16 protein-coding genes and 1 tRNA gene are annotated in these 21,613 nt (G+C 60.7%); 9 read left to right on the top strand and 8 right to left on the bottom strand.

Annotated features, from left to right (window positions below):
• Nucleotides 1-486: 486 nt before the first annotated feature.
• Nucleotides 487-1,758 carry a putative Na+/H+ antiporter gene (locus WAW39_RS27230; protein WP_422322376.1) on the bottom strand — a complete coding sequence of 424 codons (1,272 nt, stop codon included), beginning with the start codon at nt 1,756-1,758 and terminating at the stop codon, nt 487-489.
• A 357-nt stretch (nt 1,759-2,115) separates the two neighbouring features.
• Between WAW39_RS27230 and WAW39_RS27225 the strand changes: the two genes are divergently transcribed.
• Both WAW39_RS27225 and WAW39_RS27220 read left to right on the top strand, forming a co-directional pair.
• Nucleotides 2,116-3,900, top strand: coding sequence for an SLC13 family permease (locus WAW39_RS27225; RefSeq protein WP_422322374.1), 1,785 nt, complete (start codon nt 2,116-2,118; stop codon nt 3,898-3,900).
• A 92-nt stretch (nt 3,901-3,992) separates the two neighbouring features.
• Complete coding sequence (locus WAW39_RS27220) at nt 3,993-5,369, top strand: alkaline phosphatase family protein (protein WP_422322372.1); 1,377 nt, start codon at nt 3,993-3,995, stop codon at nt 5,367-5,369.
• 69 nt (nt 5,370-5,438) lie between these two features.
• On the opposite strand, the gene WAW39_RS27215 is transcribed toward WAW39_RS27220, so the two are convergent.
• The gene (locus WAW39_RS27215; protein WP_422322370.1) at nt 5,439-6,098 is read right to left on the bottom strand and encodes a GNAT family N-acetyltransferase; all 660 of its coding nucleotides are present in this window, start codon (nt 6,096-6,098) and stop codon (nt 5,439-5,441) included.
• Nucleotides 6,099-6,182: 84 nt separating this feature from the next.
• Between WAW39_RS27215 and WAW39_RS27210 the strand changes: the two genes are divergently transcribed.
• Complete coding sequence (locus WAW39_RS27210; protein ID WP_422322368.1) at nt 6,183-7,901, top strand: DUF4407 domain-containing protein; 1,719 nt, start codon at nt 6,183-6,185, stop codon at nt 7,899-7,901.
• Nucleotides 7,902-8,200: 299 nt separating this feature from the next.
• On the opposite strand, the gene WAW39_RS27205 is transcribed toward WAW39_RS27210, so the two are convergent.
• Nucleotides 8,201-8,383, bottom strand: coding sequence for a hypothetical protein (locus tag WAW39_RS27205; RefSeq protein ID WP_422322366.1), 183 nt, complete (start codon nt 8,381-8,383; stop codon nt 8,201-8,203).
• Nucleotides 8,384-8,757: 374 nt separating this feature from the next.
• Between WAW39_RS27205 and WAW39_RS27200 the strand changes: the two genes are divergently transcribed.
• Nucleotides 8,758-9,825, top strand: coding sequence for a sensor histidine kinase (locus tag WAW39_RS27200; protein ID WP_422322364.1), 1,068 nt, complete (start codon nt 8,758-8,760; stop codon nt 9,823-9,825).
• Between the two features lie 117 nt (nt 9,826-9,942).
• On the top strand, nt 9,943-11,343 hold the full coding sequence (locus WAW39_RS27195; protein WP_422322388.1) for a DUF1501 domain-containing protein: 1,401 nt from the start codon (nt 9,943-9,945) through the stop codon (nt 11,341-11,343).
• A 251-nt stretch (nt 11,344-11,594) separates the two neighbouring features.
• Here the strand turns inward: WAW39_RS27195 and WAW39_RS27190 are convergent, their stop codons facing one another.
• The gene (locus tag WAW39_RS27190) at nt 11,595-13,880 is read right to left on the bottom strand and encodes a DUF1549 domain-containing protein (RefSeq protein WP_422322362.1); all 2,286 of its coding nucleotides are present in this window, start codon (nt 13,878-13,880) and stop codon (nt 11,595-11,597) included.
• 147 nt (nt 13,881-14,027) lie between these two features.
• Here WAW39_RS27190 and WAW39_RS27185 point away from each other — a divergent pair, with 147 nt between their 5' ends.
• The 4 genes from WAW39_RS27185 to WAW39_RS27170 all read left to right on the top strand — a co-directional run bounded on the left by WAW39_RS27185 (nt 14,028) and on the right by WAW39_RS27170 (nt 17,195).
• Entirely contained in the window at nt 14,028-14,693 is a 666-nt protein-coding gene (locus WAW39_RS27185; protein WP_422322360.1) for a hypothetical protein, read from the top strand.
• 62 nt (nt 14,694-14,755) lie between these two features.
• On the top strand, nt 14,756-15,451 hold the full coding sequence (locus WAW39_RS27180; protein WP_422322358.1) for an HAD-IA family hydrolase: 696 nt from the start codon (nt 14,756-14,758) through the stop codon (nt 15,449-15,451).
• A 39-nt stretch (nt 15,452-15,490) separates the two neighbouring features.
• Nucleotides 15,491-15,565: transfer RNA gene (locus WAW39_RS27175), tRNA-Lys, on the top strand.
• Between the two features lie 70 nt (nt 15,566-15,635).
• A complete protein-coding gene (locus WAW39_RS27170) occupies nt 15,636-17,195 on the top strand; it encodes a PQQ-binding-like beta-propeller repeat protein (protein ID WP_422322356.1) in 1,560 nt (519 codons plus the stop codon).
• 58 nt (nt 17,196-17,253) lie between these two features.
• Here the strand turns inward: WAW39_RS27170 and WAW39_RS27165 are convergent, their stop codons facing one another.
• The 4 genes from WAW39_RS27165 to WAW39_RS27150 are packed head-to-tail and all read right to left on the bottom strand — an operon-like array spanning nt 17,254 to nt 21,612.
• A complete protein-coding gene (locus WAW39_RS27165) occupies nt 17,254-18,168 on the bottom strand; it encodes a hypothetical protein (RefSeq protein WP_422322354.1) in 915 nt (304 codons plus the stop codon).
• A 6-nt stretch (nt 18,169-18,174) separates the two neighbouring features.
• Nucleotides 18,175-19,017, bottom strand: coding sequence for a hypothetical protein (locus WAW39_RS27160; RefSeq protein WP_422322352.1), 843 nt, complete (start codon nt 19,015-19,017; stop codon nt 18,175-18,177).
• 11 nt (nt 19,018-19,028) lie between these two features.
• Nucleotides 19,029-19,931 (bottom strand): MotA/TolQ/ExbB proton channel family protein, encoded by a 903-nt coding sequence (locus WAW39_RS27155; protein WP_422322350.1) that lies wholly within the window; start codon nt 19,929-19,931, stop codon nt 19,029-19,031.
• A gap of 37 nt (nt 19,932-19,968) precedes the next feature.
• Nucleotides 19,969-21,612 carry a hypothetical protein gene (locus tag WAW39_RS27150; protein ID WP_422322348.1) on the bottom strand — a complete coding sequence of 548 codons (1,644 nt, stop codon included), beginning with the start codon at nt 21,610-21,612 and terminating at the stop codon, nt 19,969-19,971.
• Nucleotide 21,613 lies beyond the last annotated feature (1 nt).

The following is a 21,613-nucleotide window of genomic DNA, read 5'->3' as shown; positions in this document are numbered from 1 at the left end:
GGCCGCGCCTCGATGCGCTTAAGTGTCTGTGTTTTGCCATGGGTTGCCACGATTGGGCAGGTGCTCTGAACAAAAGATGCCAGATGCCACGCCTAAGTGCGGCATCTGGGCATCTTTTTTGGGGCGTGGGAATTGAAGGCCACCGAGGGGGATGCGCCGGCCGGATTGCATCAGGCAGGACTGAGCATCCTTGGCTGGTGCTGTGCGACGCAGAACCGAAAGAGGGGGGAGGGCTTTCCGCTCTGCTGCGGCGGGCAGGCGCCGTGGTGGTGAGCGAGCTCTTTGACATCCACTGCATCAAATGCGGGCAAAAAAGATGCCGCAGATGCGCTCTTTGGCGGTCGCAGGATGCCAACGGTTGCCATCAAATGCCATTCCATGCCATGACGTGCACACATTTGCGGTGGTGGCCTGAAAAAGATGCCGTGATGCCGTGCTTAGGCGTGGCATCTGGCATCAAATCCGGCTGGGAGCCATCTGCCGGCGTCAGACCAGCCAGAAGAACAGGATGGCGATGCTGGTCGGCAGCAGGGCTCCGAGGAAGAGGCGCAGGGGGCTGATGCCTTCGTTGGAGAAGGCCTTGGAGCTTTGCAGGATGCCGATGCCGGCTGGATTAGGGGCATTGGCGATGACGGTGAGGCCGCCGCCGGTGACGGCACCGGCGACGAGGGCGTACTGGAGCTTGGGGGAGATGCCTTCGACCAAGGAGCCGAGATAGGTCAGGGCGGCATTGTCGGTGAGGGCGGTGAGGCCGGTGGCGCCGAAGAACATGCTGGAACCATCCAGCCCGGCGATGAGCGGCTGCAGCCACCAGGACTGCAGCGATCCGAGGGTGACGAGACCGGCGAGGAAGTAGCCGACGAGCAGGCCTTCACGCAGGCGCAGATCATCCTGGAATTCCTGCGTGGCGCTGACCATGCCGAGGAAGAGCATGAAAACGCCGAAGAAGACATCCGGGTGATGCGCGAACAACACGACCAGCGCCAGGAAGACAACATGCAGCAGCGTGAGCCATGCGGGCAGGGGCCGCGCGGGCTGCTCCACCACTTCCACCCGGCTCAGCTCGGCCCGGTAGAAAAAGGTCACAATAGCGGTGGCGACGATGCAACTGGCGACGGCACGCCAGCCAAAGTGGGTGAGCATGAACCAGGAGTCCCACTGCCACTTGGAGGCGACCATGAGCACGGGCGGCGCGGCAAAATGCGTGAGCGTGCCGCCAATGGAGATGTTCACAAACAGCAGCCCGAGCGTGGCGTAGGCGAGGCCTGTGCCGATGCCGCAGTCGAAGTAACGGCGTTTGAGAAGGATTGCGATCAGGGTCATCGCCGCTGGCTCGGTGATGAGCGAGCCCAGCAGGGTGCCGAAGGACAGGGCGGCAAAGTAGTAGGCCACGCTGGCCTGAAACGGCAGCACGCGTGCGAGGCCTGAGATGCAGGTCTCCGCGAGCTGCACCACGGGGCGGGTCGCCGCCACGACCATGACGACGAAGACAAACTTGGGCTCGGTGAAGTTCAGCCCGTCGATGTAAACCACCGCGTCATGGAGCGAGTGTTTCAGCGCGGCGATTCCCGCGAACAGCGCCGCCCCCCAAAGGCCAAAGACGACTTCGGTTTCGGCCAGGAAATGCAGGATGTTCTCCATGATGGAGCCTTCGGGATAGCGATGGGCCCAGTGGGCGAAGCGCTTGACCGCAAAGGTGTGCAGCACGGCGAGTGCGAAGAGCGTGGTCGCGAGGATTTCGATGGGGGAGGCGGTCATGCTTTGGAGGTGTCAGGCAATGGCAGATATTTGTTTGGCAGCCTGGCGGAGGATGGGTGAATTAACCAGCGAAACTGGCTTTGTCGTGCGCTTCTGCGGCTTGAATCAGCCGCCCATTTACCCCGGCAAACGCATGAAGTGCATTCATCGGCCGTGTCGTTGTCGAGACTCTGGCTGCATTCATGGACACTGGAGCAGAAATCATCCGAAATTTCTCTCATGAACCGGGGGGCGCTCGTAGCCTGATCTTGCCTTGGCTCCATTGCTGCGTTTCTCTTTACGCCCCCCTATGAAACATCCTCACCTCATCCGAAGGTCCCGCCGCGCGGGCGCATCCTTCCATGATCATTTGCCCGCATGAGTTTTGATCTCTGGGTGACCCTCATCACGCTCCTGGGAGCCGTCATGCTCTTTGCCACGGAAAAGCTGCCGGTGGACATCGTCGCGCTGCTGGCCGCGGCCGTTCTGCTCATCACAGGGGTGGTCACGGTGGAGGAGGGAATCGCGGGCTTTTCCAATCCCGCCGTCATCATCGTGGGCTGCATGTTCGTGCTCAGTTCAGCCTTGCAGAAGACGGGTGCGCTGGATGCCCTGGGCAGGCTGCTTGCCAAAAGCGGCGGCAGCAGCCCGGGCATGTTCTGCATGCTCGTCATGCTCTGCGTGGTGCCCGTCTCCGCCTTCGTCAACAACACGGCGGCCGTTGCCGTCTTTCTGCCGCTGGTCATCGCCGCTGCCGCCGCTAGAAAGATCCCCGCCTCACGCGTGCTAATCCCGCTGAGCTTTGCCTCCCAGTTCGGCGGCGTGTGCACGCTCATCGGCACCTCCACCAGTCTCCTCGTGAACTCCATCTACGAGAAGTCAGGTCTCGGCAGCTTCAGCCTGTTTGAATTTGCTCCGCTGGGCCTGTTGCTGACGCTGGCCGGGGTCGCCTACCTGGTGTTTTTCGGCGGCTGGCTGCTGCCGGCGCGCCGCGCGGAGCAGCTCACGGATGTTTATCAGCTTGGCGAGTATGTCACGGAGCTGCGCGTCATGGCGGGCTCGCCGCTCATCGGCCAGCGCATTGGCCAGACTCCGCTGTCACGTGAGCATGACGTCACCGTGCTGGAGATCCGTCGTGCCACCCACACCATCATGGCCGCCGTGGGTGAGAGCGTGCAGGAGCAGGATCTTCTGCTCGTTCGCGCAAGGCCGGACAAGCTGCTGGCAGTCACCACCAAGCTGAAGCTTGAAATCGAGCCCGAGTTCAAGCTGCGGGATGAAACCATCCGCTCCAAGGAGGTGAAGCTCTGTGAAACCATCGTCCCTCCAGGTTCGCCCTTCATCGGGCGCACGCTGGCGGAAATCCGCTTTGGCCAGAAAACCGGCGTCATCGCCCTGGCCGTGCAGCGCACCGGCCAGGTGCTGCGTGAAAAGCTCTCCAGCGTGAGGCTGCGCATTGGAGATGCCCTGCTGCTGCTGGGAGAGCAGGCGGGCATCGACCGCGTGCGTGCGGAGGACGGCCTGCTCGTCCTCAATGAGCTGGAGGCACCGGTGCGCCAGCGTGGCAAGACATTGCTGGCATTGGGGGTGTTCGTTCTTGTCGTCGTGCTCGCCGCACTGAAAATTTTACCCATTCTCGTCGGTGCCCTCGCGGGAGTGCTGGTGCTCATCATTCTGCGCTGCCTGCGCCCGGAGCAGGCTTATGGTGCGGTGGACTGGCGCGTGCTCGTGATGCTGGCGGGCATCCTGCCGCTGGGCATCGCCATGCAGAAGACCGGCGCCGCGCAGACCATCACGGATGTGGTGCTCCGCCTTGCCGGGAGGGATGATCCCGTGGCCCTGCTTGCCGCCATCTATCTCGTCACGGCCATCCTCACGGAGTTCATGAGCAACACCGGCGCTGCCGTGCTGATCGCTCCCATTGCCATCGCCACGGCGCATAGCATCGGCCTTGATCCCAAGCCCTTCCTTGTGGCCGTGACCTTCGCCGCCTCCACCAGCTTTGCCACCCCCGTGGGCTACCAGACCAATACGATGGTGTACAATGCGGGCGGTTATCGCTTCAGTGACTTCGTCCGTGTGGGGGTGCCCTTGAACCTGCTCTTCTGGGGCTTGTCCGTGTATTTCATCCCGCTGTTCTGGCCGTTTGTGGCGCGGCCTTGACGGGAGGACAGCACCGGCACGGCGTCAGGCTGGAGGTTTCAGCGTTGTGCAGCATCGCTTGAAACGCGGAGCAGGCAGGCTACATCGCAGGGATGTTCCGTCTTTCCATTCTCCCGCTTGCTCTCTTCATGCTGCTTGGTGCCGCCCGCGTGGATGCGGAAACTCCCGAGCGCATGGTCTTGATGGTGAGCGTGGATGGCCTGGCGAACTTCTACCTCGACGATCCCGTGGCGGAGATCCCGACGCTGCGCCGGCTGGCCGCCGAGGGGGCGCGTGCGCAGGGCATGATCGCCTCGATGCCCACGGTCACCTGGCCCAACCACACCACGCTGGTCACGGGCGTCCATCCCGGAAAACATGGGGTTCTTGGCAACAGCGTGCTTGATCGCGTGAAGAACGAGATCGTGCCGCTGGTGGTCGATCCCATTTTCAACAAGGACGAGCTTGTGAAGGTGCCGACGATCTACGACCTCGCGAAACAGGCGGGACTCAAGACGGCAGCGTTGATCTGGCCTGCGACTCGAGGTGCGCGTACGCTGGACTGGACCATCCCGGATGTGGGCTCGATCGCGTTGGTGAAGCAGTTCGCCACACCCTCGCTGCTGGAGGAGTTCACCGCGAAAGGCATCCCTTGGGGCATGCAGGAGGAGTGGTGGAACACCGGGCGCATCGCGGAGAGGGACCGCATGTTTGCGCAGATGGGGAAGCATCTGCTGGGCCTTCATCGCCCGCATCTGCTGCTCATGCATTTTGTGGAGCTCGATCACGCACAGCACCGGTTTGGTCCCCGCTCACCGCAGGCCTATGCCGCATTGAAAAATCAGGACGCGTGCGTGGCCGAGCTCTGGCAGGAGCTGCAGCGCACTCATGGCGGGCGCGCGACGCTGGTGGTGGTGTCTGATCATGGTTTCGTGTCCTACCGCCGGCGAGTTCTGCCGAATGTGCTGCTGCGGCAGGAGGGATTGCTCACCGCGCTCGGGACGCGCATCACGGGCGGCAGTGTCCGCGCCGTGGCGCAGGGCGGAGCCTGTTTTGTTTATGTGCTGCGGGATGAAGACCGTGCGGCGCAGGTGGCGAAGCTCGCCGAGCAGTTCCGCCAGCTGGAAGGCGTGGGAGCCGTGATCTCTCAGGGTGACTTCGCCGCCCACGGGCTGCCTGATCCAGCGAAGAATCCGCAGATGGCTGACCTCGTGCTGTCGGCGGCGAGCGGTTTCAATTTCGTGGACTCGCCGATCGGCGACGTGGTGGTGACGCCTCCGGATGGGGTGACCAAGGGCTCACACGGATCTGACGCCGCAGAGCCGGACATGCACGCGACGTTTGTCGCCTGGGGCGCGGGCATCCAGGCGGGTGCCCGGTGCGGCACGGTCAGCAACACCTCCGTGGCACCGACGATTGGCGCCTTGCTCGGCTTGAAGGTGAAAAACATGGATGGTCCCGTCTTGCAGCCGCTCTTGGACGGCAAGTAGGCTGCTTCTCCGCCGCCAAGAGATCATTTGCTATCTTGGCAGTAGTGGGCATCCACCCGACATGGGGCGTCAAGGCAGCAATGGCCGCCACTCACCTTGGGTCCAGTCGAGGTATTCGGTGCTGCGGAACTGCTTTTTGTAGTCGTAGACGCTGGGCTCGCGGGTGGCGTAGCCGGAGTAGAGATGGCGGAGGCCGGCGGTGCGGCAGTGCTGGATCTCCAGCAGCAGGGTGAGGATGCCGAGGCTGCGCCGGGAGTGCTCCGGCTCAAAGAGGCCGTAGACGCTGGAGGCGGCGTGCTGGCCGACATCAAGGAAACTGGCGGCGATGAGGCGGGGGCCGTCAAACACGCGGATCATGCGGCATTCGCAGGGGCCCTGGGTGGGATCGGGGCCGAGGAAGGTTTCCAGGGTTTCGGGGATGTTGTGGGTGAAGCGCTGCTTGTGGCGCTGGAAGAGGGCGCGCAGTTCGTCATCGATGGCGGCGGGGGCGATCTCGGTGCGCAGGTCGGCGTTCTTGTTCAGCACGCGGCGCTGGCTTTTGGAGAAGGTGCAGCAGTCGAGATCAATGCGCAGCGGGGTGATGGTCTGCAGGCCGCCGTCCTGGGCACGCTGGGTGCTGTAGCGGAAGAAATGCCTGCCAAAATGCCGCCAGCCTAACGCCCAGGCATGATCCATGATTTCCGCAGGCACGGAATCACAGATGAATGCTTCGTCGAACACTGGCGTCATAGGGTGGGCCTTATTAATCCAGTCCCGCAGATTGACAATCCCGCGCCCGCCCGCACACTCCGAATCCGGCAGCCCCACACGCCCATGAACCTCCTGCAACGCATCGAACGCGTCTTTTTCTGGCTCTCCGCAGCCTCCTCCGACAACCTCGATGCCTGTCCGGCGTGGGAGCGGCGCAAGTACGTGGCCTTTGGCGCCACGGTGCTGGTGCCCTCCACGTTTGCCATCATCGCCTGCGCGTATGCGCTGAGCACGCTGACGGACAACTGGTACATCATCGCGCCGGTGTCGCTGGTGTGGTCGTTCATCATCCTGACGGTGGACCGTGCGCTGCTGGCCACGTATCGCGCCTACCAGGGCTTCTTCCGCAAGATCTCGCAGTTCTCGCTGCGCCTGGTGGTGGCCGCGCTGATGGGGGTGACGATTTCGCATCCGCTGACGCTGCTGCTGTTCAAGGACACGATTTCCTCGGTCATCGAGAAACACCGGCAGAGCGAGATCGAGGCGGCGCGTGAAGTTTCGAAGCAGCAGAAGGTCGCCGTGGAGGCGCGGCTGGTGCCGCTGGAGGAAGAGATCGCCAAACAGCGCGAGAACTGGAACGCGACCTTTCAGGCGAAGTTTCTGGATGAGAGCGGCAAGCCGATCGAGAAGCCGCTGACGGAAGATGAGAAGGCGGCCAAGGCGGAGCGCGAGGCGAAGATCGCCGATGCGGTGGCTCCGGGCAAAGAGCGCCTGACGAAGCTGGACACGGAGATGGCCACGCTGAGCAAGGAGTACCAAAAGATCGCCGAGGAGCTGAACCACTGGCAGACGGAATTTGAGCGCGAGGTCAATGGCCAGCGCAGCGGCATCATCGGCCTGGGGCCACGTGCCAAGAGCATTCAGGAAGACCAGCTCACCTGGCGGCGTGCGGAGTCCGCGCGTCTGAGCGGCGTGCTGGACACGATGACGAAGACCCGCGTCGCGGTGGTGGCTGAGATCAAAGCGGCTGAAGACGGTGTGAACACCGCGCTGGATGCCCAGGCGGCCGAGAAGGCAGCGCTCGACAAGGCGGAGCGGGATCGCGTCGCGATGCTGAAGCAGAAGGTGCAGACGGAGCAGGCGGACCAGTTTGTGGGCCAGCAGAACGCCATCCGCGAGACGCTCAAAACGCAGATCGACGCGCTGCTGCTGCAGCAGAAGAATCTGCACACGGAGATCACCCAGCTCATTAAGGACGAGGACACACGCATCTCCGGCATCCGCGCAGAGCCGCGCCGTGACATTCTCACGCAGACGCTGGCGCTGCATGAGCTGTTTGAGCAGGGGGCTCAGGGCGGCACGTTTGCTCTCGTCGCCTACCTGGTGCTGACGCTGCTCTTCATGCTGGTGGACACGATTCCGCTGATCATGAAATTCTTCTCCAAGCCCGGCCCGTATGACACGCTGCTGGACCGAGAGGAAATGGGTTTTGAAGGCGAGCGCAAAGCCTTCATGGAAGGCTTCAGTCTGCAGATGAAGGAGCTGGCGGGGAGCAAAATGCTGAATCTGACGCGCAACAAGACGCTGGAGCGTTCTTTGATCACCAGCGTGGATGGTGCGCGTTCCGCGAAGGAGTTCCTGGTGTACCTCATGGACCTGGAGCGCGACTTTGAAGAGCGGAGCCGCATTGCGCGCGAACTGGCCGCCAAGAGCGGTGTCAGCCACACGGCCGAAGCGATCGAGGAGATGTCGCGTAATTTCTACGCCGACCTGCGCGAGCGCATGGAGAGGTTCTTCCACGATGATGCCAAGCGCGGGACCCCGGCGACTGGGCGGGCGTAAAGTACGACAGGCATTCCTGCCTGTCGATCAGCGGCGGTGCAGGCTGTCTCGCTCACGCTTCACTCCAAACCGGCCTTCAATAGTCATGATCGCCGGTTTGCCAGCTGCAAACTTTGTGCTTTTGCGCAGCGATGGAACCGGCTCAGAAGGGCTTCCACCGGCGCGGTTATGATACGGCGCTGCGTGAGCGCTGGTCGACCGACAGGAGTGTCCATCGTACTGGCCTGATGCTCAGCTAAAGAATCGTCCTGCTTTGATGAGGTGATGTCTTTATTTTGTCACCTGGCTTCTTCGGCAGCTTATTTGCGCGACCGCTTGGGCAGGTCTTTCTCACGGATCAGGAGCTCGGAGTTTTTGACTGTCCCCAATTCGTGTCCTTGACCGGCTTTTACTTCTTTAAAGGCCTCTTCTGCAGTCTTGGCGGCAACTTCAATGAGGGTCTGCTTTGTCTCAACGCGTTCGACGGTGATGTGAGATGACATGGCTTTTAAGTGGATTCCCCGTGAAATCGCGTGCACCCCCAAAGTCGCGTGCATATTTCAGAGGGAAATTTTGGCGCAATGATGTGCTTTGAAGCGTAGATTTCGACCATGCATTCAATGATCATAAAAACCCGGTTGCTGCCTTCCCGGGACGACTTCAGAGCGATCGTGGAGGCCTCCGCTAATCACGGGCGCATTTAGACGCATCTGATGATGCCAGCAGATGCGAAGAGTCATGCCAAATGATCACGCCCCACCCAAACCAACCTTCAGATGTCGGAGTGTTGGGGCAGTGCCTGAAAGAAAACAGCGCCCGGATCATGGCCGAATGCGCCGTGGCTTTTGAAGCAAGGGGGCAGGGGCATCAATCCATCTTGGATTCGATTCAAACGAATCTGCCGCTGCTGCTGGACGAATTGATTTTGGTGCTTCCTCACGTGATGACCGGGGAGGCACCAATGCCGCCAAGCCCTGCGGCAGGAATGGAGTGCCACACGGGGCATCGGCTTGATGTGGTCATCAAGGCGCTGGGAGGCATCAGAGAGGTGGTGGTGCTGGAGATTTTACGGTTGAAGGGATGCGTTGCAGACGCGTCTCTGGCCGAGGCCTGTCGAGAGGCGCGGCTTTTTTTTGATGTCAAGGTCGCGAACTACTGCCTGCACTTCGTGGCGGCGCAAGAGGCGGAGATTGCCTTGCACGCCAGCCAGCTCAAAGACGCGAACGAGAGACTGATGGCGGCATCAGAAATCTCCAGGGCGGCCGCTCATTCCAGAGTGCAGCTTTTGCAGGGGGTGACCCATGAACTGCGCAACTCCCTGCAGTCCGTCTTGCTCAATGCAACATCTCTGGTGGAGGGGCCCAGAGACCCTGGAGTGAATGAGGTCATGGACAGGCTGGCAATGAACGGCACTCACTTGCAGAGGCTTCTCGACCGGCTGCAAAGCTATGCACCCCTGCTGGCGGGCGAATCTCCGGCCCAGAGTGATCGCGTGAATTTGGATGCTTTTTTGGAAGCGCTGGAACAGAGGCATCGCGCTCTGGCAAGAACCACGCAAACGCGGCTGACGTGCCAAAGGACCAGCGGGCCGGCGACGATCACAACCGATCTGAAGAAGCTCAATGCCATTGCCGACAATTTAGTGACCAATGCCATTCGCGCTGCCCAGACGGGAGTAGTCCAAGTCGAAGTTTCAGGAGATGGGGCGGAGGGTGTTCTGCTGAAGGTCTCGGACAACGGGAATGGAATCAGCGTGGTGGAGGCACGACAGATGTTTTGTGTGATGCATCACGCTCCTGCTTCCCATTTTCCCGGGCTGAGGCTGGGGCTGCTCGCCACACGGCATCTGGCGCATCTTCTGGGTGGCGAAATCACGTTTGAATCCGAGGTGGGGAAGGGGGCATCCTTTGGGGTGACACTGCCCAATCTTTCCGCTCGTCATTGATGGTGGCAGATCGGTAGAAGCCGGAATGGTACGGGCGAAGCCGATCCAGCGTACTTGGGCAGCAAGAGTCGGCCAACTCGGCCCGTATGTTGCTATGTGAAAACCATGCCCCCCATGATGCCTTTCAGCCGTCGCGAGATGTTGCGCAATTCCTGCGCGGGATTTGGCTATCTGGCGCTGCAGGGCGTGCTGGGGCTGGAATCTGCCAAGGCGGCGGTGATTGATCCGTTGGCGCCGAAGCAGCCGCATTTTCCGGCCAAGGCCAAGCGGGTGATTTTCCTGCTGATGAAGGGCGGTCCCTCGCAGGTGGACACGTTTGATCCGAAGCCGATGCTGGACCGCGATCACGGCAAGCCACCGCCTTTTGCGCTGCCGCGCGTGAAATTTGCTGAGACGGGCAATCTTCTGAAGTCTCCCTGGAAATTCCGCCAGTATGGCCAGAGCGGCCTGCCGGTGAGCGATCTCTTTCCGCATGTGGCGAAGCATGTGGATGACCTGTGCATCATCCGCTCCATGCACGGCACGAATCCGGCGCACGGCGGGGCTTTGCTGAAGCTGCACACGGGCAGCGACACCTTTGTGCGGCCGAGCCTTGGCTCATGGGTCAGCTACGGCCTGGGGACGGAGAATTCGGACCTGCCGTCCTTTGTGACGATCTGCCCGACGCTGGCGCATGGCGGTGTGAGCAACTGGAGCTCCGCCTTCCTGCCGGCCTACTGCCAGGGAACGCCGCTGGGCAATGCCAGCATCCCGGCGGAGCAGGCGGTGGTGAAGCACATCCACAACAAGATGCTCACACCCGAAATGCAGCGCGCGCAGCTGGATCTGGTGTCGCAGATGAATCAGTCGCATCTGGCCACGGCAGGGGCGAATGCGGCGCTGGAGGCGCGCATCAATTCCTTTGAGCTGGCCTACCGCATGCAATCGACGCTGCCGGAGCTGCAGGACATCTCCGGTGAGACGGAGGCCACGCGCAAGATGTATGGCCTCGACGATCCGGTGACGGCAAACTTTGGCCGCCAGTGCCTCATGGCGCGGCGTTTTGCCGAAAGCGGCGTGCGTTTTGTGCAGGTGACGCACAGCGACAGCTTTGTGCAATGGGATCAGCACAGCGATCTCCTTAAAGGCCACACGAAAAACGCGGCCGAAGTCGACAAGCCCATCGCGGGACTGCTGGCAGATCTCAAATCACGCGGCCTGCTGGACGACACGCTGGTGGTCTGGGGCGGCGAGTTTGGCCGCACCCCGGTGGCGCAGGGCAGCGATGGCCGAGACCACAATCCGCACGGCTTCACCGTGTGGCTGGCTGGTGGCGGCTGCAAACCCGGCACGGCCTACGGCGCGACGGACGACTACGGCTACTACGCCGCTGTGGATAAAGTGCACATTCACGACCTGCATGCCACGATCCTGCATCTGCTGGGGCTGGATCATTTGAAACTGACCTACCGTTACGCCGGACGTGATTTCCGGCTCACGGACATTGCGGGCGAGGTGGTGAAGGGCGTGATGGCGTAGGGTGGGGGCTGCTGGAAGTACGACAGATTGGCTTCGCCTGTTTGACTTCGTCTATCTCCGCTTCGCTCCGGTTCGCGAAGCCTCGGCTCTCTTGTCTGTCGGCCCAGCGTTCTGCCAAGACCAATCGCATGCAAGCCGACCTTCCATGCCGCTCCAGCGGGCTGGCGCTTTCCTCGGTCGGTTTGGAACTTGGGCACGCCAAGGGGATGGCGGTTGCGCTGATCGACAGACAGGAGTGTCTGTCGTACTTTTTACTGAATGAAGAAGAACTGGCGGGTGTTCAGGACGGTCCAGAGGACGTCGCCGCGGTCGGTGGTGTCGACGTTGTCGGCGATGGGCTTGAGCAGCTCCTTTTCCTCGGGGGTGGCCTTGCGGCTGAGGAGGCTGAGATAGACGGTGTCGATGACGGCTTCGGAGCCTTCTTTTCTGGCCTTGTCCATCGCACGGGCGATGACGGTGTAGCGGTTCATGAGCTGGCTGAAGATCTTGCCGTTCAGCAGCATGAGCGCCTGGCTCACGCTGGCATCGTCGTTGGCGTTTTCGACGAGTTCGCGGTCGCTCTGGCCGAACTCGCGCAGGAAGTGGCCGTTGGGTGCAGGGCTGCGCAGATCGGCGGCGCGCAGCATGTAGGTGTCGCGGAAGTTTTCCCAAGCGACGAGGGAGGTCTTTTCATTTTTTTCGTCTACGGCAAAGCGTCCGGCGTCTGCCTCGAGGCGGGCTTTGGCCTGCTGGTTCAGCTTGGCGCGGCGCTGCCTGGCCAGAATGTCCAGGGCCTCATCCATGCTGAGGTCTTCGCCGTCTTTTTTGAGCTTGATGACTGCGGCCACTTCCTTGGCAAAATCTTCGTCCTTGGAGAATTCATCCAGCTTGCCTTCGCGGGCGAGTTCGGCAAAGCGCTTGAACCCGACGTCATAGACCACGGCGTCCACGGCTTCGTCGATGCGCTTGCGCTGGCTCTGGATGGCCTTGCGGGCGGCGCGGATGGCGGCTTCGTCCTTGGCCTTGGCGGCGGCATCCATCGTTTCCTGGGCGGCGCGCACTTCGGCGGCCAGCTCCTTCTGCTTTTGAGCGACTGCGATGGTGCAGGCCTGGAGCTGCTGAGGAGTGAGGCTGTTCAGCGCACGGTCCAGCCACTCGATGCGGCGCAGGGCGATCTCGGCATCCACCTTGGTGGCGATGCTGGGATTGTCAGCAGAGGGCTTGTAAAGGGCGACCATGCTGTCCCAGATCTGCTCGGCGCTCATACGGCGGAGGAGGGGGCCGGGGAAGTTGTACACCTCACCGAGTTCGACGTCCTTGGTGTAGGCTTCACGCTGGTAGGCTTGCGAATTCAGGATGGCGCGCAGGACGACCTGCATGTCGTAATTGGCGGCCTTCATCGTTTCTTCGAGGAAGGTCATGAGCTGCGGATTGCTCGGAACGGTGCTGTCGGTGATCTCGTCGACGGGTTCGATGATGCCCTGGCCCATGAGCTTTTTCCACAGGCGGTTGGCGATGACGGTGGTGAAGCGCGGGTTGTCCTTGCTCGTCATCCATGAGGCGTAAGAGGCGTCGGGTTTCACCCCTTCCTTCACGATCTTGCCGTCCTTGCTGAAGGCGGCGGGGATAACGGGCTCGATCTTCTGCTTGGGCTTGGCGTCGGGGTACTGGTAGTCGTGCGGCAGCAGGAGGGGCTTTTTGTCCGTCTGATCCAGCACGGTGTTGTAGCGCAGCGGGCGGAGGATTTCGGTCATGGCGCGGCCGACGTCCTTGCGCTCGATGCCTTGGGGAAGGTTAAATTTAGTAACGGCGCCGCCGTAACGGTTGGCCTTATTCTTGGCCGGGCCACCGCCATACATTGCCTGGGCGAGGAGCGGGTTGGAGAGGCCATTGCTGCCGGTCATGCCGTAGGTGTGGGCCGCCATCTGGTAGTAGTCCATCTGCGTCCACTTATCGAACGGATGGTTGTGGCACTGGGCGCAGACCATGCTGGTGCCCAGAAAGATCTGGGTGGTCACGGCCATGTTATCCAGCGGCATGTTGAAGTCGCGAATGTAGAAACCGATGGCACCGTTTTCGTAGCTCTTGCCATCGGCGGTGACGACTTCGCGCACCATTTCATCGTAGGGCTTGTTGTCGCGCAGGCTGTCCTTGAGCCACTTGGAGTAGCCGTAGAAGGCGGGCAGGCTCTGGCCGCCGCCGACCATCTGGCTTTTCATGCGCAGGATGTCGGCCCAGTAGTTGTAGAAGTTCTGCACGTAGCCGTCGCCAGCGAGGAGCTTGTCGATCAATTTCGCCCGTTTGTCTGCGTCGCTGTTTTTGAGGAACTCACTGGTCTCCTGCAGGGTGGGGATGCGGCCTGCGACATCGAGATAGACGCGGCGGACGAAGATTTCATCGCTGGCGGGTTTGTTGGGCTGGATCTTCTCCTTCGCGAGCTTGGCGTTGACGAGTTCGTCAATTTTGGCGGCAGTGGCCTTCAGATCGGGGGCGGCATGGGCCACCAGGGCCGACGTGGCGAGCGATGCAAGAATGGCGCAGAGAGGATTCAGCTTCATGAACATACAGAGGGGGGATGGCGCGATAACGCCCTGCTGGCAGGGGTCTTTCACATTCTGCGACATTCCCGCGTGCATTTGTCGGAGATTGGCGGATTTTAGCTTTGACAATCCATGGTCCTTTCCGACAGAATCACGCATTAATCTATGAAATTGCTCCTGCCCCTTGTTCTACTCTCCACACTCGCTTCCTGCACTGCTACGCGGAACCTCGTGAACAACCCGCGTCCTTCTTCAGTGCTGCCTTGCCGTGATGCAGGCATCGTGAACAGAGGCCTCGGCTATGCAAGTCAGGGCGTCGGTCAGGTTGAAACCAGCACGATGGACATCGTCGATGACGGCAGCAATTTCGTCGGCAAGGTGAGCGATCGCCAGGCCCGTGACTATACCAACATCGGCGTGGATGCCGTGTATCGCACTGACGACATCGCTTTCCGTGAAACCAACCGCTACGCCGACTACGGCATGGACACCGTCGATGACGGAGCCAGCTTTGGTGCCCGCGCGATCCGCCGCTGGCCCGGGGTTGTCACCGGCGTGATGCAACGTGGCTTTGTTTCCACCAAGAAAGTGTACCAGAGCGCGCTCTACACCTACGGTGAAACCGTCAGCCGTGGCCTCTTTGGTGCTGTGGACGTCATCACTCCCCCTGAGCCCAAGTCCTACATGGTGGGCAGCCTGAACGATCTCAACGGTGGCTACCTCCTCCCCGGTTCTGGCCACCATTGCCGCCTGCCGCAGCTCCCCATGGAGCCTGAGCAGGAGCAGACCTACGGCAAGAATCCGAAGAATCCGGTCACGGCTTCCAAGTAATTTCATCTGATTTCTCCACGGGAGCGACTGCAAGGTCGCTCCCGTTTTTGTTTTTCAGCCTCATGCCGCTGCAAACCTTGTTTTTTGATGCGGCAGGCACGCTGATCCGGCCTGCCGAGCCGGTAGGGCTGACGTATGCGCAGCATGCGTTGCGGCATGGCATCGTGGCGGAGCCGGAGGCCATCATGCAGGCCTTCCGCTTGGCCTGGAAGGATACCGCACCACCGCTGCATGCAGTGGGGCAGCCGCCCGCAGATGATGACCGTGGCTGGTGGCATGCCTTGGTGAAAAATGTGTTTGGCCGGGTACTGGGGGCACCGCTGGCGGAAAACGTGCTGGATGGCCTGTTTGATGAGCTTTACCTGCACTACGCTCTGCCGCAGGCCTGGAGCGTGTTTGAGGACGTGGTGCCGGCGCTGGAGGATCTCTCGCGTGATCACCGGCTGCTGGTGCTGTCGAATTTCGACCGCCGGCTGCGCAGCATTCTGGCCGGGCATGAGCTGCTGCGCTTTTTTGAGCAGGTCATCATCTCCAGCGAGGTCGGTGCCGCCAAGCCGCATGCGCGGATGTTTGAGGCCGCGCTGGCCGCCGCAGGCTGCCATTCCCAGGAAGCGTTGCACATCGGCGATGACAAAAAGTGTGATCTGGGCGGGGCGCAGAGCCGCGGAATTCATGCTTTTCACGTGAATCGACCTGAAAGAGGACTCGGCGTGCTGGTGAAGAAAGTCCGCGCCGGGGCATATTCAGGCTTGCACTGAGCTGTCTTATGAATACATACCCGCCCCCGATTCGGGAATGCGCAGGTAGCTCAGCGGTAGAGCAGTTGGCTTTTAACCAATTGGTCGAGGGTTCGATCCCCTCCCTGCGTACCATTCATCACAATGCATCAAGCTGTGATGACTGGTGAAACTTAAGGCGTCGCGAAGCCGTTTACGGCTGCTCATGAAAAACGCTTTTGCTGCTGCGCACGTCCTGCTCTTCGCCACCACTGCATGGGCGGGTGACTGGAATCAATGGCGCGGGCCGGATCGCAACGGAGTTTCACAGGACACGAGCCCGATTGCGGATGCCTTTCCAACGGAAGGGCTGAAAAAGGTCTGGGAGAGCGAGTTTATCCCCAGCAATGAGTATGGTGGCCACGGCAGCCCGGTGGTCAGCGGGGAGAAGGTGTTTCTCAGCGTGGTGTGGCATGAGCGCGTGCCTTCTGAAACGCGTGAGATCGATACAGAGGTGATGCAGTCGCTGAACTATCGCGGCACGTCACCGGAACTCGCGAAGAAGCTGGAGGAAACCCGCCTCAACCTGCCTGCGCTGCGCGGCGCGAAGTTTGATGAATGGGTGATGCAGTGGCGCAAGGACAACCTGAGTGAGAAAGAGGAGATCAACATCGGCACCTGGGTGGCCAGCCGGTTCAAGGCGGGTAAAAATGCAATCGCTCTGGAGTGGCTGGACAAGATGAACAGCCGCCAGGGCAAGCCGTTTGCCAATGCGGCAGCGTTCAGCAAATGGCTGGATGATGAAGGCTTCCCTCCGGAGGTGAAGGAGAAGATGATCGCACTGGTGCCCAACACGGTGAAGACCGCACAGGATGTGATCCTCTGCCTGGATCTGGCCACCGGAAAGCAGATCTGGAAATACGCGCAGCCCGGCAAGCCAAGTGGCCGCCAGTCCTCCAGCACGTGCGCGGTGGTGGATGGCAAGGTCTATGCGGCGTGCAGTTCGGAATTGCTCTGTGTGAACGAGGCCGATGGCAAACTCGTGTGGTCGGCGCCGCTTTCTGTCAAAGGGCCGGCGGCATCACCGCTCGTGATGGGGGATCGCGTTTACATGGCCACGGGTGCGACTTGCGCCTTTTCGAAAGCGGATGGAAAGCTGCTGTGGGAGCAGAAGGAGGCGAAAGGATTGATCGCCAGCCCCACGTGGTGGGCGCCGAGCAGCGGCAAGCCTGTGCTCGTCATCAATGGCAACAATGCGCTCTACGGTCTCGATCCGGAAACAGGAAGCGTGAAATGGAAGGCCGAAGGCGGCAGCCAGAGCACCCCGGTGAGCAGCGGCGACTGGCTGGTGCTTTACAGCGGCACGGAAGGCGTGGGCCTGCGAGCGTACAAAATGCAGGCGGATGGCACGCCGAAGACTGCGTGGTCTCATTTCTGGGTGACGCGTCGCTACGCGGGCAGTCCGATCATTTACGAAGGCAGCGTCTATCTCTGCTGCGGTGAGAAGCATCAGTGCATCGACCTTGAAACAGGTGTGGAGAAGTGGGTGGTGAATGAGATCAACAGCACCATCACCTCCCCGCTGCTCGCCGATGGCAAGCTGCTGGTTTATGAAAACAACGGCACACATGTGCGCATGGTGAAGGCCACCAACGCCTCCTACGAACAACTGGGCCGTGCCAAAACAGATGCCATGGGCTGCTCTTCACCCGCCATTGCGAATGGCAGGCTGATCGTGCGGCAGAAAGACAAGCTGGTGTGCTTTGACCTGCGGCCGGTGAAGTGAGACGACTTGCTGGCTGAGGTGGCGCGGGATGTCTTCTCCGCCGCCCGAACCTCCTCCATCAAAGCGGAGCGGGGGAGGTGCCTTTGGGACTGAAGGTGATGATGTAGTGCTCGGGATACACGTCGAAGCCGTATTCAAGGCCTGCCTCAAGGACCAGCACTTTGATGGCGCGGAAGGTTTCAAATGAATCTGGATAGACGCACAGGCTGACGTAAACACCCCCGCGCTTGTAGCTGGCCAGGAGTCTGCGCAACGTTGCAAGGTCCGTCATGGGGATGCCTTCGGATTTCTTGGGGATGGCTTCGTAGTCTTCCGGGCCCTTCATGACACGTGTGATGCCGGAATAATTGGCGCCCGAGGAGTCCTGCAGCGGATACACCGCACCGTACTTCAAGATGATGTTCGTGGCCGATTTGGTGATCTGCCGCTCTTTGGGGAAGCGCACATGCTCGATGCGTTTTTCATCCTCGGCGGTGATCTTGCTGCGGAGGCTTTGGATTTGGGCGGCGAGGTCGCGCGCCTTTTTGTCCGCCGCATCCTTTCTGGCCTTGGCATCCGCGAGGCGCTGTTCGAGGGCCTTGACCTCGGAGCGGAGTACCGTGAGGTCTCCCACCGGATCTTTGGAGACAGGGGTGTCGGAGTTCGTGGGCTGCAGTTTTCTCAGCCGGTCCAGGGTGGCCTGGAGTTCGTTGCGCTCGCTGACCAGGGTCTGCAGTTCGTCCTGCCCCTTGGTCTTCTTTTTTTCGCTGATCTTTAGGAGTCCAGCGAGTTCGCTTTTGGCGGCTTCGATCCGCTCCGCCAGCAGCCGGCCTTGAGCGCCTGAGATGCCGCTGGGGTCGCCCGGCACGGGAGCCTTCTGGTTGGTCAGAAGCGCCAGCAGGCAGGAGATGAGGATGATGCCGCCAAAGACATTGCACAGGGTGTCGAGCAGCAGGTCGAGGCTCTCTTCGGAGTTGGGGCGCAGTTTTCTCATGGCCGGTTACTTGGTGGGTCCAGCAGGCTCCAGCTGGATATGTTCGGGGATGAGATCGTAGCCGATTTCATAACCTGCGCCCCGAGTCCGCCGGGTGACTTCGTCGAATTGCAGCGCACCTGAAGGTTTGAAGTAAAGCACGATGTAGTTCTGAGCTGATGGAAAGGCGGTCAAAGTCTGCATCAGCTCCTCGAGCGAATTGGCGGACTTCGATTTTGAGCCGTCAAAAAGCTGGATGCGAAAGCCGGTCTTATCGACCACGACGAGCACGGGATCTTTGTTGGTGGTGCTCTTTTCAGGAATCAGGCGCAGGACGTTCTGCTGATCAAAGCTCATCTGCAGAAGGCTCTGGATTCTTTTGACCTCGCTCTCCAGCGCGGCCAGCTCAGACTCCGCCTTCGCAGCCTTCTCGGTGGTTTCAGGAAGGAGTTTTTTGAGTGATTCGATGAGGGTCAGCAGCTTCTGCTTTTCAATGCGCACCTCCCTTTGAAGGGGAGTCTCCTCGGTGGTCTTTTGGGTGGCATCCGTCTGCGTAGAGGGAGTGAGCCGCTCAATGGAGCGCTTCAATTCCTCGATCATGCGTCTGATGGTTTCCTCCGTTTCGTTCGGGCTCAGTTCGGCCATGACGCCCTTCTGCTTGAGCTTCATGATTTCAGCGAGCGTGTCTTTGAGGGTGACAGCCAGAGCCGCATGGGGATCTTCATCGCTGCTGACACTGATGACCTCGTCGAGATTGAGCGCGAGAAAAATGGTGATGATGACGAGAAAGCCGGTGGTGCCCGTGATGACGTCCTGGAACGCGAAGAAACTCACCGCGCTGCCATGGGATTTTTGGAACCGGCCTCTCATCGCAAGGGTGGTCAGGTTTCCTGCAGACGGAGTTTTCCAGCGACCTGCCTGCTACAGACGTCATTGCAGTTGTCCAAGAATTGAGATTCCAGGGACTGCATGAAACTGACGATGAGCTGAAGGATGAATGCGCAGACCAGCGCGACGAGGGTCGTTTCAAAGGCGGTGGCGAGTCCGCCGGTAACCGTCTTCAAAGAGGCGCGAATGGCCGTGAGATCACCGCCTGCCTGAAGGGTGTCCGTGAAGGCACCGATGGCCTGGCTCAGGCCGAGGACGGTGCCGATGAAACCAAGGACCGGAATGCCCCACATGAAGCCCTGAATGATCCCATAGCTGGAGGCGATCTGGGCTTCGTCGTTTTCCGCCTGCACCTTGAGGATGGCGGCCACATCGGCGGTGTGGCCGATGTTGTGAAGATTGGCGAGTGCGAGATCGATGCGGTTGAAGAGGACGAAGTTGTGCGGGTTGTCCACCAGCGTGCTCATGCGCTCGCGCACATCGCGGGCGGTGGCGGAGGTCAGCACAAATTCAGGCTCCTGCGGCATGAGGGGTAGACCGAAGACCCTGCGCTGGAAGACCAGCTTGCGCCATTTGAGCAGCAGCAAAGCCAGCGCCCAGAAGAAGAGCAGCATGGTGGGGTAGGGGCAGGGGCCGCGCTCCAGAAACATGGCGGCGAACCACCGCGTCTGCGGCCACTTCTGCTGCACCAGAATGATGGCGGTGTAGAAGGCGGCGGTCAGCAGCAGGGCGATGATCAAAGACAAGGTATTGCCCGGACTGGTGAAGCGCCCGCCACGAAAACCGAGCCTGCGCTCAATGTCTGAGCGCGACCAGTCGAGGACTTTTTTCGGGTCTTGGAAGGGATTGCCGGAGATGGGGGCCGGGCTGGAGGGCGGAACCTGGGGGGGGCTCATGGATCTGTGAATTTGTGGTAGGACGTGGCTGGAGAGTTCATTGCTCCGACGCGATCGGTTTGATGCCGAGGTTGCGGGCCTCTTTGATGGAGATGAGCCGGTATTTTGAACTGCCCCCCCCCTGCAAATTGAGGACGCAGCCCTGAATCCTGCCACTGCCCTCGTTCATAGCCTCCACGAAGGTGCTGACGGAGGCCTGGATTTCTTTGGACTGTTCCGCATCGGAGAGAAACTCCAGCTTCTCTACATTGGTGATGTTGTCGCGGCCCAGCATCGTGGTCTCCAGGCCGGTGGGAAGGGCCGCGCTGTCCTCTATCTCATTGAAGGCGAGAAAGCAGTGGCCGGGGACTAGCACGAGGTAGGACTGAATGCCGATCTTTTGCAGCACAGAGGCCATGAGAACCGTGCCGTCCACACAGTTGGCCGAGCGGTTATCAATGGACTCATCCAAGAAACGCACGCTTTGGCAGAACATGCGGTCTCCGGGCGGCGTGTTGGTAACGTTGCTGTATTTGATCCCACGGCGCTGGAGGGCGTTCCAGATCGCAAACACTTGCCTCTTAACCTGAATCCTGATCTCTTCTGGCTTCTCGGAATCGCCCTGATAACCGTTGAAACTCTTCACCAGGCCGGTGTCTTGCGCCTCTTTGAGGATTTTCTGAATCTGCGGGTGGCCCTCATTGACGTAAGCGGCGAAGAGGATGGAGAGGTTTGTTTCTCCTTTGCCATCCGCATTCAGCAGCGCCAGGGGACAGTCGTTGATAGATCTCATCGTGTAGGTTTCTGTCACTTCCGGCAGCGGCTTGCCATCGACTGAGGCGGTGAAGCTGACATTGACGGGCCGCTGCTGGCGGACCTTCTGCAGTGCCGCGTAATCCCAGATGAGCTTGGGCATGATCATGGCCGCGCCGTCCTCGCTTACCGATGTGATCTCCCCCTCCCATTTGGAGGGTTTTGTGAAGCCGTCCACGGTGATCGCCACGCTGACATGGGCGTCCTTTTTCACCCCTTCCAGTACCAGGCCCAGCCAGCTGCCCTCATTGCCGAAGATGGCCGGGTCGAAACTGTTCAGCTCTTGGTTGTTCCATTGCACGTCATAGGTGGAGACGAGCGCACTGGGGAAGAACTCTTTCCCGGCGCGGGAGTAGGGGAGGATTTTCAAGACCCTCGCTTTGGCCTCTCCCTTGCCCTCGCTGCCAGCACTGGTGCTTGTTGAGGAGGTGTTCGTTGTGGTCTTGGAACTGCGGTTGCCGGAAAAACTGCTGGCGATGAAATACACGAACACGACGCCGAGCAGCAGGCAGGTGGTGGAAGAGAGGATGATGGCTGGCCAGAACCAGACGGGCTTTGCCGCCTTGTGGCCTGCGGGCAGCGGCAGAGATGAAGGGACGGCCTTGCCCATGGGCGGCGGTGGAGGTGCGGCTGAGTGCAAATCCGGCCGTGGCAGGGGATCGCCGGCGAGCTGCGGCACTGGAGGCGGCGGGAGATTCCTCACAGGGGGCGGAGCAAGCAGGGGGCGCCGCTGCTCCACGAAGTCCCGCAGCACGAGCCGTCTGCCGTTCACCTGGATCTTGTACAAGGTGTGCAAATCACCCGAGACGAGTCCGGCCTCAATGTCTTCATAGGTGAGGCCGGACTTCACAGTGCCGCGCCATTCCAGAGAATAGGTTGTGTTGCTCATA

Origin of the sequence: Prosthecobacter sp. (assembly GCF_049294395.1) — a bacterium.
Lineage (GTDB): Bacteria > Verrucomicrobiota > Verrucomicrobiia > Verrucomicrobiales > Verrucomicrobiaceae > Prosthecobacter.
The sequence above is the reverse complement of the archived record's forward strand: the minus strand, read 5'-3'. Positions and strand labels throughout refer to the sequence as shown.

Excerpts from the sequence above, each read along its gene's own strand:
- WAW39_RS27230 (WP_422322376.1), bottom strand. The coding sequence starts at position 1,758 with ATGACCGCCTCCCCCATCGAAATCCTCGCGACCACGCTCTTCGCACTC.
- WAW39_RS27225 (WP_422322374.1), top strand. The coding sequence starts at position 2,116 with ATGAGTTTTGATCTCTGGGTGACCCTCATCACGCTCCTGGGAGCCGTC.
- WAW39_RS27220 (WP_422322372.1), top strand. The coding sequence starts at position 3,993 with ATGTTCCGTCTTTCCATTCTCCCGCTTGCTCTCTTCATGCTGCTTGGT.
- WAW39_RS27215 (WP_422322370.1), bottom strand. The coding sequence starts at position 6,098 with ATGACGCCAGTGTTCGACGAAGCATTCATCTGTGATTCCGTGCCTGCG.
- WAW39_RS27210 (WP_422322368.1), top strand. The coding sequence starts at position 6,183 with ATGAACCTCCTGCAACGCATCGAACGCGTCTTTTTCTGGCTCTCCGCA.
- WAW39_RS27205 (WP_422322366.1), bottom strand. The coding sequence starts at position 8,383 with ATGTCATCTCACATCACCGTCGAACGCGTTGAGACAAAGCAGACCCTC.
- WAW39_RS27195 (WP_422322388.1), top strand. The coding sequence starts at position 9,943 with ATGCCTTTCAGCCGTCGCGAGATGTTGCGCAATTCCTGCGCGGGATTT.
- WAW39_RS27190 (WP_422322362.1), bottom strand. The coding sequence starts at position 13,880 with ATGAAGCTGAATCCTCTCTGCGCCATTCTTGCATCGCTCGCCACGTCG.
- WAW39_RS27185 (WP_422322360.1), top strand. The coding sequence starts at position 14,028 with ATGAAATTGCTCCTGCCCCTTGTTCTACTCTCCACACTCGCTTCCTGC.
- WAW39_RS27180 (WP_422322358.1), top strand. The coding sequence starts at position 14,756 with ATGCCGCTGCAAACCTTGTTTTTTGATGCGGCAGGCACGCTGATCCGG.
- WAW39_RS27170 (WP_422322356.1), top strand. The coding sequence starts at position 15,636 with ATGAAAAACGCTTTTGCTGCTGCGCACGTCCTGCTCTTCGCCACCACT.
- WAW39_RS27165 (WP_422322354.1), bottom strand. The coding sequence starts at position 18,168 with ATGAGAAAACTGCGCCCCAACTCCGAAGAGAGCCTCGACCTGCTGCTC.
- WAW39_RS27160 (WP_422322352.1), bottom strand. The coding sequence starts at position 19,017 with ATGAGAGGCCGGTTCCAAAAATCCCATGGCAGCGCGGTGAGTTTCTTC.
- WAW39_RS27155 (WP_422322350.1), bottom strand. The coding sequence starts at position 19,931 with ATGAGCCCCCCCCAGGTTCCGCCCTCCAGCCCGGCCCCCATCTCCGGC.
- WAW39_RS27150 (WP_422322348.1), bottom strand. The coding sequence starts at position 21,612 with ATGAGCAACACAACCTATTCTCTGGAATGGCGCGGCACTGTGAAGTCC.